This window comes from Prevotellamassilia timonensis, assembly GCF_021531665.1.
In the GTDB taxonomy this organism is placed as follows: domain Bacteria; phylum Bacteroidota; class Bacteroidia; order Bacteroidales; family Bacteroidaceae; genus Alloprevotella.
This window is the reverse complement of record NZ_JADYUH010000005.1, coordinates 1-13,488: the sequence shown is the minus strand read 5'-3', so window position 1 is coordinate 13,488 and position 13,488 is coordinate 1. Positions and strand designations below refer to the sequence as shown.

Below are 13,488 nucleotides of genomic sequence, written 5' to 3'. Positions count from 1 at the left end.
TCAATCTTCAGGCTTTGGTGGCTGTAGCTTCCACTGCTCTAGCAATCGTTTACAACCGTTTTCAATGTGTTTAGCCACACGACGATATACAGCTACAGTCTGGTAATGAGGGTCTTCCACATTACCATCTTCATCCAATGCTATCTTATTGAACAGGACGATTCTGTTCCAATGGCTATAGTCCAGTTTTCGTGTTATGGCATCACGGTGACGCTCGTCAAACACAATGATCGCATCAGCTGCCATCAGTTTCTCACGTGTCATAACCATAGTCGTACCACTTAATTCATAGCCCAGTTCCTTCGCCACATCCACCATTGCAACATCACGAGGATTCTCTCCCCAGTCCAATGTGCCCAGTGAGAACACTTCAATGTCCTCTATTCCTGCATCAGCCACTAGTTTCTTAGTCACACATTCTGCAAATGGTGACCGACAGGCATTGCCTGTGCATACAAAGCATATTTTATAACTCTTGTTCATTCAAAATTACGGTTTACATCAAACAAATGCTTTTTACGTCTGAGAAACTCTGCCTCATAGTCAGCTGGCAGCCCCAGCATGGCAAGCTCGTCGGGAGTGACTGCCTTGATAATGCTGTTGAGCCTTGCGGCAATATCATCACAACGGAACTCCTTTTTCTCCACATAGCGATGCCCTCTCATCTCCGGCACCTCTTCGAACGGCACGGAAGGGTGCATCACATAGTAAAGTGCGATGGCAATGTCTGTGCGGTGTCTGCCCATAGCGCAGGCAATAAAGAAGCCACCCTTGTCCATCAGTTCGAACAGTAGCGGAAGTGAGCCGATAATCTGGTGTACGTCCGTGTTCCTGCTGTCGATGGGCAGATTGTGGTATTCCAAGCCAGCCTCTGCCACATTGCGATCGTAGCGGTCGGTGTGGTCTGCCGTGCGGAGGTCGATAATGACCTTTACACCGGCATCACGCACCTTTGCCAACAGCCAGTTGCTGCCACGTCCCGACATTGTTCTGCCTCTCACTCCTTTTTCATACACGGGGGCAAGGTCAACAATGGGGTATCGCTTCAATGACTCATACAAGGCATTGGGTTTATTGACCAATGAAAGGTTGTTCGCATCAGATTGGTTCTCTTGGACAACCTTGTTTTGGGCATTCTTTCCCACATGCCATCCGTCGCACCATGCGCACTTATAGACAGAGAAATGCACGCCATGCTTTTCGCTCATTGCCTTGGCAGCCTTCAAGGCAACGGTTTTCGTAGGGTACGACATCTTAAGCTTACCGCTTCCTCGTGCCGTATGGCTGTATCGGCTGAAAATGCCGAAGGCGTTGTGCGTCACGAAGATGTTTCTCCAAGCACCTTTGCGAGTCAACTGGTCATATATGGCTAAAAACAGATTCTTGATCTTCATCCCATTAATCCTCATAAATAGTAGAAATTATTGTAATTGAATGTGGTCAAGGGTGAGTGGACATCATCCATTGCCAACATCCGTTTAGGTATCTCGCTCAGAGGAATTCTTGCGTCAAGCAATGATCTCAGCCTCATGGCCAATTTCACATTCTCGCGGTCAAGTTCCTCCTGTGTAGTCTCTACCTGATATAATAGAGCCTCACTTAGTTCGGAAACTATCATCCCTGTAAACAAACCATGCAAACCTTCTGCACGTGCGAATTGGTCGGCATTGCACCATACAGCTACTATGTTGCCTCCATGCTTCCGAAGATGATAAGTGTGAGGATGCCCCACGATGATTTTGTCAAATCCCTCTTTGCTGTCATCTACACGGTAGAACAGTCCCTTGTCTGAGCCATGTCCCAGCAACATGATACGCTCCTGCGTAGAGACATGACGCAACAGATGCCCCATCTCTTTAGTCAAACGGTTATCATCAACCACCTGTGCTTCCAGCCCTTCATACAGGGCAGAAAGCATGGCCGTGGTTTTGTCTTTGGGATGTATCACTAATATATTTGTTCTACTATTTTACTTTGCAAAGGATCTGATGAGCGGCACAAGCACGTACTCTCTCACCAAGTCGTCGCAATAGTGGCACTAACTGTTGTGTTCGTTGCTTTCTTCTGTTTGATTGCTATTTGAAACAGTGACATTCACATGGTCAATGCCGGGACCAAAGAACTGAAGGTTCATCAGTTCCAACAGGTCAGGCGTTATAACAACACCGCTATCGTCACCAATTACGGAATCCATGCGGCAATTCGGACATCTTCCTGTGCGGTCGCCCCTGCCGTCATTATCACACCAGTCGGTCACATCTTCCGGCTTGAAGATTGTCTTGCAGTGAAAGCAACCGCAATCCTTACTGTTCTTTATCTGCTGCTCGTTACGGTATGTAGAATGATGCAATGCGTAGAGCAGATTCTTTATTTCTTCTTTATTCATTTTTATTACTCCTTTTTTACTCGTTATTAAACAATAAGGGCTCGTTTCCGTTGCAGACTGATTGGAAGTCTGACTGCGAAACGAGCCCTGAATGATGTTGGTTTCAGTTGGTCGAAATTCCATATGCTCCCTCCGACAAGGGGCGATGAGGATGCTTTAGTCTTGTTCCTCGTTCGGGTCTGTTTCAACGCTCGAATCGTAACTGTTTGTAGCCTTCAGGTTAATGACAGGCTTGATGAAATACTCTACCTCAACGGTGTCTGCAATCAGCTGAAGAATTTCCTTCGGGTCTTTGTACGCCATTGGGCTCTCATCGATGGTACCGGTGCCGACCGATGTGGAATAGATACCCTTCATGGCCTCCTTGTACTCGTCAAGGTCAATGAGTTCTTTGGCCATTGCGCGAGACATCAGGCGTCCTGCACCATGTGGGGCACTCTGGTTCCAGTCTTCGTTACCCTTGCCACGGCAGATGATAAGACCATCGCGCATGTTGAAAGGAATGACGAGCTTCTTGCCTTCCGGGGCAGCCACAGCACCCTTGCGGAGCATCTTCATGCCAAAGTCAATGTAGTTGTGGGTGGTGTAGATTTGCTCCGTGATGGCAGCTTTCTTGCCACTACAGCTGACGATGGCCTCCATCACCAGACGGTCGATGACCATGTGGTTGTACTCTGCGTATGCCTGAGAGATGACCATATCCGTGATGTAACCCTTCATGGCCTCGCCTGTGAGATAACCCTTTGCTGAGTCGGCAAGCTTGCAAGCCTCCAGCTTCCAGTATTTCCAGACCTTCTGGCCAAGGTTGCGGCTACCGCAGTGTGCGGTGAAGGCGTAGTTGCCTTCGGGAGTGACACCCACCTCCACGAAGTGGTTGCCGCCGCCAACGGTTCCGATGCTGTGGTAGAACATGTGCTCGCTCATGTCGATGCGCTTGAGGAAGGCGGTGATGCCCTTTTCCGTCACATCCATGTTGTTCACCATAGCGGGCCATTGCTGTCTGGCTTCTCCAAGCCTCGTCTGAAGATGCTTGTACAGCTGTTTCACATCATAGACCGACTTCTCGTGAATGGTCATACCGAACTTCACGTTCTCACGGATAGCCTTCTCTATGGCTGGATAGTCAGCCTCATTGACCTTCAAGTCGGTGATGGCTGTGCTTACGGAGCAACCTATGTCGCCACCTACGTGATCTGGGTTCACATGGTCGGTGAATGGTACGGTGAAGCCCACCACGATGTCCTTGCCCGCATGCACATCGGGCATAATCCTTATTTTGGATTGTTCGAACATCGGATGGTCGAGAAAATGGTATATCATCGACAGTGCATCCTGTTCAATATTGTCTGTATAAATCTTGCAGTCTTTGCAATACTTTCCTTTAAGTTCTAACATGATTTTTTTATGATTTTGAAGCCCTATACCCCACGTCTCGTGAGGACACAATAAAGGCATAGATGAAATATAAAATGCTCTGGCGTGTTCTTTGTGCCAACGTTTCGCTAAGCGAGCGCAGAGGCCAAACCTGTTTGGGCTATGCCGAGCGGAAGAAACGAAGGCGAAGCCAACGTTACATAAAGGCACAACACGGAGTCTTTTGTCTGTTCTTGGAGATGTAGGTTTGTTTTGAATTACATGTCTTTTGTGAGTCTGCTTACTCGTTTCTGTTTGTTTCGGGCGCCATGAATGTGTCTTGCTGAAAATATGAGCCGAAACCCGACAAGCTCACTATTCAGCGTTCAGTGTTACACCAGGCAACTGATTAATGCTGTTATTTTCCATGTATTTACATTTCTTCAAAATCGGTTGCAAAATTAATCTTTTTTCACGAGATTCCTTCAACTTCGAATGTTTTTTTATCTCAATCATTGATTTTCTTGCTCTTACAGGTTTTTATGACTGAATATGCAAAGAAGTAACCCATGTTTGAATCGAAATTTGATTTTCTTCCTTTTTGATTTTTGTTTATATACATCTTTATGACATAAGAGAGGCAAAAGTAACCTGTTTTCTATCATTGCCATGCAGATTATTGCACCAAGCACGCCACAAACTCCTTCGGAAGGATGATATTCTTCACATCAATGGCATCCATAAAGAGTGGAGCAATCTCCTCGTCACGGAATCCTGCTATTCCGCAACCTATTCGTGTAACGAGGAACGTGAGCCGGCTGTGCTCTTTGGCGAAACGGATGAACGCATCTACGTAGGGCTTGATGGTATCAACACCGCCTTGCATGGTAGGGATGGCGTATGTCTGACCATGCAGCCCCACGCCTTCGCCCCATACGGCACCAAACCTGTTGTAAGCCAAGCGTGCAGCTCCGCCTCCATGTGCGCCTGCCAGATTGCTGCCAAAGACAAATATCTCGTTCTCCTTTAATTCCGAAATCCTATCGGAGCTGTATGCTCTGTTGTACATAAATTCCTATTATAATTTAAAACTCCAATCTAAATCCCTTCTGCTTCAACTCCTCATATTTCGCTTTGTTGAAACGGAAGAGGAAGGCCTCTTTCTTCTGCGTTGGGTTTACTGTCTCGTCCATCTGATCCAGCATTCCGATGCGCTTCATTTTGTTGTAGAAGTTGCGGCGGTCGAAACGCACGTCAAGTATTGCCTCATAGAGATTCTGCAGTTCCTTGATGGTGAACACTTCTGGCAACAGCTCAAAGCCAACGGGTTCAAAATGTATCTGCTGACGCAATGCCTGTTCAGCCTTGCGGAGTATCTGGTCGTGGTCGAACGCCAACTGGGGCACTTCGTCCAAGGCAAACCAACGTGCATCAGCAGCATCATCACCACCTTTTACCTCCTGCATTCTCACCAAGGCATAGTAGGCTATGGTGATGACACGCTCACGAGGGTCACGCAGAGGAGCTGTGAAGGCATGGAACTGCCGGATGTAGGCACCATCCAGACCTGTCTCTTCCTGCAACTCACGCAGCGCACCCTCCTCAGCACTCTCGTCCATCTTCATAAATCCACCAGGGAAAGCCCATCGCCCTTTGAAAGGTTCGATGCCTCGCTGCACCAAAAGTACTCTCAGTTTTGTACCGTCAAACCCAAAGATAACACAGTCCGTCGTCACACTCGGATGGGGGTACTTATAGCAGTATTTCAACTCTTCGTCTGTCTTGTTTATCATATCCATAAATCTTTTGTGTAAAAATCACACAGCAAAGATAATTGGACTTCTTTAAACAACAAAACGTTCTGCGTAAAAATTACACTACAAAGACGTTTTTATCAAAAACACCACTATCCACGGTCTTTTTAGCACCTCCTGTGCACAGACATCCGCTCCAATCACCGAGAGGAGCAATGCCAAAACCATTGTCATTCTTTTACCCAATCTCATAATCATTATCTTTCTTTAATCTTCAGCTTCTTCACTTTCTTTATCCTCCTTATCGTCACGACCGGATAAGTAGGTGTGCTTCTCTATCACTGCTTCATTACCAAGCAGATTCTGTCCGAAGCGGTTGATGTTCACCCTGCCGCCAATTGCTGCCGCACAGTTCATGGCAAAAATATCATGAGGATGTTTCTCTATCCTCTTCAGGCAGGTCTGATAGCATTTCTTGCGCATATTGTTGTAGATGCTGTTGGGTATGGAGGAATCACGGGATATTCCGCCATAGCAATATTGATACAGACATCGCCAGATAATCCAGATATTGTTAAGACAAGGATTGTATTTTCCACTGTTCATCAGCTTCTCTGCCACAGCCACAATCCATTCGTCTTCAAGTTCTGCTTCCGGACTGTCCGCCCAATTCAGCAACAACGAGCATTGCTCGTCAAAAGTGGAGCAGTCATTCAGACTGTGCAGCATCATTTCCACTCTTTTGTCCGCTTCAACCTTCTTGTAAAGTTCCAGTGTAGGCTTTGTCGCATCTGCCAGTTCCTTGGTCATGGCATTCAAGGAATCGACAAACTTCTCCTCATCTGTGAAATACTTATAGGACTTGGCTTCGATCTTGTTGCCAAAGGCAAGCAACAGATCCATCGAATGTTCTTCTTCTCCCCATTCTTCTGGAGTACGTTTCATCATAATGACGATGCTGTCCTTATAAGTCTTGGCAGCCTGGCAGAGTTCCTTGTCCCTGATGCAATCCTCGCTAATAGCCTTGATGCCGGCAACAACGTCTTTTTCTCCAGCAAGTTCAAAACCATCGCATCCTCTCAGCCATAGCTCGTGATTGCTCCACACGCTGAAAGCCAACAGACAAGAGTTGTAGAATACCTCTGCATTGGAAAGAAACGGATGTTTGCTTGCGGCATATTCCGGCAATTGCAGGGCGAATGCCGTATCACTCACGATCTCGTATTCGAGAACATTGTCTGCCGCATCCTCTCCATAGAAGGCAGCAAAGAGGTCAAAGTCCGTGCTGTCCTTCTTTGCACTTGCGTATTTGTCATAAATCTCGATTACGTCTTTGAGACTGACGGCATCGTCATTCTCAAAGTATTCGCGATACTGTGTTCCCATTTCTTTCTTGCAGCCAGTCATTGTCACCAACAATGTCATGGCAATAATACCAAACAATCTCATAGTATCTTTTCTTTTTTTTATTCTTTATACTTCAATCAATACTGCCGTATAGTTGTCATCGCAAATTACAGCCTACCGTTCAGATATTCTTCTACTACATCCGGATATGTCTCGTTGGGTTCATTTTGCGAAAGATTCTCCTTGTCCATTACCCACTCTACAAACTTACGAAGATCTGGAGTATCTATCGTCTTGTAATAAGTGGTAACGTAATCGTTGGGCTGTCTAGGATGAGGTTTTATTTCACCGATAGCCCATACGTCCACAATCTTGGCAAGAATGTAGTATGGAAGGTGCTCATAAGGCTCATAAGGGGTATGCTTTTGCCTTTCGGCTTCTTCCATATTAAAGACACAGATGCCATATTTCACCTCAGGAGAAGCCTCTGGCTCAGGGAAAGTAAAAACAGCCAGGTATCCTTCTTTAATTCCATACGTCTTTAACCTAACAGAAGAAGTAAGCGAGGGAATGTCTTTGATTTCCTTTAAGAAACAATCATAAAACGACTCATGATTGTCCTCTCCCTCAACAAAAACACAAGGAGCCCCGTATGCGGGTACACTTGGCATTTGGGAGAAATCGAACACATATCGTGCTACATGAGAATCCAAAGGTAATGTAGTCTTTTCTTGCTTCTTAAAAAGTTTGTTGAAAATTGTAGGCATAATTATGAGTTTATTTTATCGTTAATGTTTATTCAATGTCAATTCTCGAAACCTCATCCACGTTTCTGATAGCCGATATGGACTGTATGGCATTCTCCAACTCTCTTACCGAATGGACTGCGAAATCAACCGAAGTCTCAACGATGCGGTCAACGGTCACAGTGTTGAGCAGCGAGATGGATAGATTCTGCTTCTCAGTGATACATGCCACCACATCACTCAACAGGTGATGGCGGTCGATGCCACGGATGCAGATACGGACAGGGAAGAGGAATGTTTCATGCTCTTCAAAGTTGACGGCAACGATGGAGTCGCCTTGCTCTGAAGCCATGCGGATAGCATCAGGACAGTTGCGCTTATGCAGCGTGACAATTCCTTCTGCACCTTTGAATCCTATCACCTCGTCGCCCGGCAATGGATGACAGCATGAGCAACGGACGTAGGGCATCTTTTCCTTGTTGGCAAAATAACTGCGGAGAGTGCGCTTTGCCTTGTAGGTCAGTACGTACTTCAGCCATTCTTCCTCTGGCAGTGCTTTCTCGTCTGTCCCAATCTCCACACAATCACCTCGATGTAGCACGGTCTTCACCGAACAAAGTCTGCCATTGATGCGGGCATACTCCGCATGGAGTCCCACCTCACTGTGAATCTCAAAGGCAAAGTCCAATGCCGTAGCATCCTTGGGCAAGATGACACCTTTGCCATGAGGCGTGAACACCATGATGTCATCATTGTAGAACGATGCCGTCACTCCGTCCATATAGTCCATCTCGTGGCTGTGATACGCCACATCCTTCAGCACAGCCTTGAACTTCTCCAACCAAGCCTTCACGTTCTCCTCTGTTCTTTCAGCCGTGCAGCCAAGACGTGAGTTGCGCACCATACGCTCAGACGAGATATGAATCTCCTCCCAACCGCCTTGGTCGTTGAGCAGCTTCACATGGAAGCTCTGATAACCGTTCTCCTTGGGTGCATTGATATAGTTGGCCACACTGCCAGGACGCTCCTTGAAATAGTCAGAAAGCACGGCATAGATATACAGGCTCAGTTTCTTCTCCTCTTGCAGGTCCTTCGCGTCATAGATGATGCGGATATAGTGTTTGCCATCCACATGGTGGAAGCCACATCCCTTGGAACGCATCTTGCGCCATATGCTATAGGGCATACGGTAGCGAAGCTCTATCCTTGCTTTGACACCATTGTCTTCCAGCAGCTCGCTCACCTTTGCAACGAATCCTTCGAGGTTCTTCTCCTCTGCCAATTTCATTTCATCCAACATCCCTTCTATTTGTTCATACTCACGAGGACAGCGGTAATGGAACGACAGGTTTTCCAACTCGGTCTTCACATGATACAGCCCAAGACGGTTGGCAAGCGGGGCATAAAAGTAATCGGTCTCCCCGGCAATCTTCATCTGCTTGTCAGGACGCATACTTGCCAGAGTACGCATATTGTGCAGTCGGTCGGCAAGCTTCACCAAAATGGCACGCACGTCATACTGTACCGATGCCAGAATCTGACGGTAGTTGTCCACTTGCTTCGACTTGTCATACTTCTCCTTTTTCTGCTTTGTCACCACACCTACGAGGAAGGCCACGTCCTCCCCGAAACGCTCGCGGATGTCCTCAATAGTGTATTGGGTATCTTCCACCACGTCATGCAGGAATGCCGCCATCACGGGATTGGCTCCAAGTTCCAATTCCTCGGCCACAATACGTGCCACAGCAATCGGATGTGTTATGTAAGGCTCACCCGTCTTGCGTTTCTGCTCCTTGTGTGCCTCGGCAGCCAGTTCGTATGCGTTGCGGACAAGCTGCATCTGCTTGTCATCCACTCGTTGAGCCAACATCTTGAAGATGCTCTCAACACCAGCCTCTATCGTGTTACGGTCAATTCTCTGCATATTTTTACTCTTTCTTGTTAGACAATTCCTTCTCTTCAGCCAGTTTGCGATAATCAACATTCTTGTCTTTCTCGCTTGGAAGACGAAACTTCCCCACTACTTTGCCTTCTTTATTGATATAGCCGTAGATTTCCACTTCAATGTCACTCGTCATGCCAAATCCGTCGTCGTCCATCCAATAACGGCCATCAGGATTGATTTGCCATCTCACTCGTGCAATACCATTGCGGAAACCCTCGACGAAGGTAGGGTACATGGCAAACTGCACTCTTGCGTTCTCCTGAATGTCCTCAGACAGCTTTTTCAAGGTGCTCCATTCAATATCCTCTTCTTCCACGGTCAGCAGATACTGACTGTGACTCATGAACTCAAAGGCGGTCTTTATGTTATGGTTCAGGATGTAACGGGGCTTCCACCAACCATTGATGAGCTGATAGACAACGCCCATTCCTTCACCCAGTTCGTCCGATTTATACAGGTTTTCTGACAGTTTCTTTTCTGTCAATTTCTTGTATAATGCTTCCTCCAAGGTCTCACCTGGGGCAAGCTTCTTCAGTAATCTATTCAATCCCATATCTTCGTTTTTTAAGTTCTGCAATCAGAAATAACCTTTTAACATAAGGGAAGGGGAAATCATGGATGTTCTATCTCCTTACTTCACATATAGTTCCAATTCTTGACGCATATCATCCAACTGATGGTCTATGTCATCCAATACCCTGCGTTCAAAAGATGCCTTGCGCCTGTTTCTTACAGGGGCATACAGCGTCTGCATGATGACGAACGACAGAACAGGATAGAACACCTGCTCGACGACACTCAGTTCTGTTTCTGTATGCAGCATATAGCCAAGCAAGGAAGCCAATGCCATGAAAAGGCAATACACCCAACAATTTGTCGGCTTCTTGTTCTTGATGGGTTCAAGGATAGACATGGTGTCCGTTTTTATAGAAAACCTTGCTGCTTCTTCCGGCTTTGTCTCCTTAAAAGCCTTGAACCATACGCCACGTGCCAACACGCCCCGTTGCCATTTGGCAGTCTCTTCGTGTAGCTTGGCGGTAAGCTGCCGGGCATCTACCTTTCCTCCTGCCACCATCTGTCTTTTAGCCTCAGATAGCACGACATCTCTTATGCCGTGCCACTGGGCGTTGAATTGTATAAGCAGCTCCATACCTGTACCTTATTTATACTGTTTGTAGTGCCTCTGTGTAAGGCAAACCAAATACATCCTCATGGCAGGTCCTGATTTCCTGTGCCAATGCCTCGATGATGTGGTCTGTACGTTCCTTCTCTTGTCCTGCATTGAAGGCATTGTCACGCATGTTCCGCTCAATTTCAGCAAGGTGGTTCCGTTCGTCTGCCAGTCTCTGGCGTGCATCACCGCATTTGGCATCCTTCACCTCGTTCACCTTGATGGCAATGTTCACATTCATGTCGTGCAGACGGTCGTCCAACTTGTTGTGGATTTCCTTCAGGGCAACATTCTTGCTTTCCGTGAGCATACGGTCCACCATCTCGTTCTTGCCGTTCTTTATCTGCATCCATTCGATGAGGGCACATATCACGATGCCCCAACCGCCTGTAACAATCTGAATGACCAACCACTGCCATACTCCGTTGAACACAGCCTTACGGATGAACTCCATCCATGCCGTGCGCCCTCCGGCACAGTTCTTCACGATTGCACTGGCATCTCCCACACAATAGGAAATGATGGCTTGCAGCCAGTCCTGGTCCTTACCTTTGCCCATCTGTGGCATTTCTGTCAGCACATTGCCTAACTGTGAGAAAAGTCCCGACACGTTGTTGAGATTGGTGTTCACCGACTGCTCCGCCTCTCTGATAGCATTGTCGAGCACCGCACGGTTGTTCTCCATAAACTGGTCAATCTTGCCAGCTATGTGGTCGGCGATGATTTCCGAGAATGGTTGCAACAGACGCTTGATGTCTTCTTCCCGGGCTTCCTTCGACTTGAATACATTGATATTGCTCAACGCCAATGAGAGATAGTCCCTCATGCCAAAACGGATTTTCTCATGTAAAGTTTCCAAATCCACTTCCCAGGTGCTATCAACGCTATCCACGGCATTGCGGATCAGCATCGCCAATGTGTTTTGGAGTTTCAAGGTGCAGTTGTCGAATGAGGTCTCTGTCGCGCTCAGCCCCGTTTCAATCTCTCCGATAATACGCAGACATTCATCTTGCTTTTCGGCACTGAGCTGACCGTTACGCTCATAGATGGCCCTGTCTTCACGTACCTTTTCCACAGCATCGTTATAAGTGTCGAGCATTGTGCGGAACATTTTCGTATATTGTGCGGTGCAACGCTCATCGGTAGTCAGGAACTCCCGAAGAGCCTGCTCAAAGGGAATGAACTGACTGCGTTGCATCTTCAATGCAGCCTTATCTTTATCTATCACAACATCTCGCTGCAAGTCCTCGTCGAAAGTCATGCCTCTGCGAGCATCAATAGCCAACAAGGCCGACAGTCCGAACACACGCTTCTGCATCAGCACCTCGTCAATGCTGCTATCAGCCTTGGTGAAACAGACTTTCACGTCATTGCGAACCCGCTCCATCGCCTGCTCACGCTGCACATCAGATGCTATGTTGTCTATCTTGTTGAGCACGAAGAACACGTTGCCTGGATTACCCTTGAAATGTTCCTGAAAGTATTCTCTGTCAGCCTCCGCAAAACCACGTTCGCCACACAGATAGACGATAGCCTGTGCCTTGGCAGCAATGTCGAGGGCAAGCTCTGTTGCCACAGCCTTATCCTCCAATCCCGGACTATCGACTATGTTCACGCCATCAGCCATCAGCGGCAACGAGCAACGGACAATGGAATATGCCACATCCTTGAAACGTGCCACGCTGCCTGTCTGTGCAAACTCCTCATTGTCGGCATTCGTATATTGGTAGGTATCAACAAAATCCTGTTTGCTGACATATTCCACACGTCCTGCCGTCACACTACCGTCTGCATTTACGGTGTCCTTGTAGTGAATCTCCACGTCATCCTCATCGCAGCCGTACTGGATGAAGGTGAGAATGGCGGTGCTTGGCAGAGCCGACTCAGGCAAGATGCAGTTTCCTAACAAGGCATTCACAAGAGTACTCTTGCCCGAAGTGAATGTACCCATGATAACCACCCGGAACAGGCCATCGGTAATAGTCCGTACCTCCTCCAAACAGCGGTCACGTTGCAAGGTCAACCCAAGTCCCGTTTCCATGCCGTTCTGACTCTGTCGCACGCCAACCAATGCTGCCGCATGGTTGAGAGTTGATACCAATCTTGTATTCTTCTTATTCATATTAGTCGTATTTTGTTTATTTCCAGATTGAGGTGTCCGTAATAAGGCAAGCATTTGCGCAAGCAAACGACCAAGCTTCGATGAAATCTTTGATGATTCTTTCCAGACTATTACTGTTGAATTCATTTGACTCATTGATATGATACCATGGTGAATACACATACGACAGCCCATCGTTCCAATCGCCATTATATTCCTTGTGGAAACTTCTTACGACATCCAATATTATGTCAAATTCGCTTTGTGACAATTCCCCTTGAAGTCCCATGACGGTTTGCAAGATGCAAAAAGCACCTTCCTTCTCATCCATCTCGAGGAAATAATCAATCGAGTTGTATTTGACAATGTAAAGACCACAAGAGTCTTTCTTCATCTCTGCTCCAAGTCCAGCAAAAGTCTTTCTCAGTTTATTTCTAACTGTCGTTTTACCCATCAATAGTTCGTTAAAAATTCAACATATGGCCTAACGACTATGCCGCACAGCCAAAGAGTTCTTTGAAAATGTGATTAATTAAAGTTTGATTCGGTCGGTATCGGGACACGTCAAAAATTCGTTTCGTCAGGAACGTATTGGTCATCAGCAACTTGAATTTGGACATGGAATACTCCATGTGCCTTTCCTTCATCATGACCTTGGCCACGTTTAACGATGCGAATGATGCAT

General features: G+C 47.0%; 14 protein-coding genes. All 14 read right to left on the bottom strand.

The window, feature by feature from the left end:
* Nucleotides 1–483, bottom strand: a complete 483-nt coding sequence (locus tag I6E40_RS02255) for a hypothetical protein (protein WP_235385230.1) — start codon at nucleotides 481–483, stop codon at nucleotides 1–3.
* Complete coding sequence (locus I6E40_RS02250) at nucleotides 480–1,394, bottom strand: hypothetical protein (protein ID WP_235385229.1); 915 nt, start codon at nucleotides 1,392–1,394, stop codon at nucleotides 480–482. Before I6E40_RS02250 ends, I6E40_RS02255 begins: the two co-directional genes overlap by 4 nt.
* 11 nt (nucleotides 1,395–1,405) lie before the next feature.
* The gene (locus I6E40_RS02245; protein WP_235385228.1) at nucleotides 1,406–1,948 is read right to left on the bottom strand and encodes a hypothetical protein; all 543 of its coding nucleotides are present in this window, start codon (nucleotides 1,946–1,948) and stop codon (nucleotides 1,406–1,408) included.
* Nucleotides 1,949–2,038: 90 nt separating this feature from the next.
* The gene (locus tag I6E40_RS02240) at nucleotides 2,039–2,386 is read right to left on the bottom strand and encodes a hypothetical protein (protein ID WP_235385227.1); all 348 of its coding nucleotides are present in this window, start codon (nucleotides 2,384–2,386) and stop codon (nucleotides 2,039–2,041) included.
* A 156-nt stretch (nucleotides 2,387–2,542) separates the two neighbouring features.
* The gene (locus tag I6E40_RS02235) at nucleotides 2,543–3,781 is read right to left on the bottom strand and encodes an RtcB family protein (protein ID WP_235385226.1); all 1,239 of its coding nucleotides are present in this window, start codon (nucleotides 3,779–3,781) and stop codon (nucleotides 2,543–2,545) included.
* A 634-nt stretch (nucleotides 3,782–4,415) separates the two neighbouring features.
* On the bottom strand, nucleotides 4,416–4,808 hold the full coding sequence (locus tag I6E40_RS02230) for a hypothetical protein (protein ID WP_235385225.1): 393 nt from the start codon (nucleotides 4,806–4,808) through the stop codon (nucleotides 4,416–4,418).
* Between the two features lie 16 nt (nucleotides 4,809–4,824).
* Entirely contained in the window at nucleotides 4,825–5,532 is a 708-nt protein-coding gene (locus tag I6E40_RS02225; protein ID WP_235385224.1) for an NUDIX hydrolase, read from the bottom strand.
* 228 nt (nucleotides 5,533–5,760) lie between these two features.
* Nucleotides 5,761–6,900: a hypothetical protein gene (locus I6E40_RS02220; RefSeq protein ID WP_235385223.1), complete on the bottom strand. Its 1,140-nt coding sequence runs from the start codon at nucleotides 6,898–6,900 to the stop codon at nucleotides 5,761–5,763.
* A gap of 107 nt (nucleotides 6,901–7,007) precedes the next feature.
* Nucleotides 7,008–7,607, bottom strand: a complete 600-nt coding sequence (locus I6E40_RS02215; protein WP_235385222.1) for a hypothetical protein — start codon at nucleotides 7,605–7,607, stop codon at nucleotides 7,008–7,010.
* Between the two features lie 28 nt (nucleotides 7,608–7,635).
* Nucleotides 7,636–9,510 carry a RelA/SpoT family protein gene (locus I6E40_RS02210; RefSeq protein WP_235385221.1) on the bottom strand — a complete coding sequence of 625 codons (1,875 nt, stop codon included), beginning with the start codon at nucleotides 9,508–9,510 and terminating at the stop codon, nucleotides 7,636–7,638.
* A 4-nt stretch (nucleotides 9,511–9,514) separates the two neighbouring features.
* The gene (locus I6E40_RS02205; protein ID WP_235385220.1) at nucleotides 9,515–10,039 is read right to left on the bottom strand and encodes a hypothetical protein; all 525 of its coding nucleotides are present in this window, start codon (nucleotides 10,037–10,039) and stop codon (nucleotides 9,515–9,517) included.
* A gap of 123 nt (nucleotides 10,040–10,162) precedes the next feature.
* Complete coding sequence (locus tag I6E40_RS02200; RefSeq protein ID WP_235385219.1) at nucleotides 10,163–10,681, bottom strand: hypothetical protein; 519 nt, start codon at nucleotides 10,679–10,681, stop codon at nucleotides 10,163–10,165.
* Between the two features lie 13 nt (nucleotides 10,682–10,694).
* Nucleotides 10,695–12,824, bottom strand: a complete 2,130-nt coding sequence (locus I6E40_RS02195; protein WP_235385218.1) for a dynamin family protein — start codon at nucleotides 12,822–12,824, stop codon at nucleotides 10,695–10,697.
* A gap of 16 nt (nucleotides 12,825–12,840) precedes the next feature.
* Entirely contained in the window at nucleotides 12,841–13,257 is a 417-nt protein-coding gene (locus I6E40_RS02190) for a hypothetical protein (protein WP_235385217.1), read from the bottom strand.
* Nucleotides 13,258–13,488 lie beyond the last annotated feature (231 nt).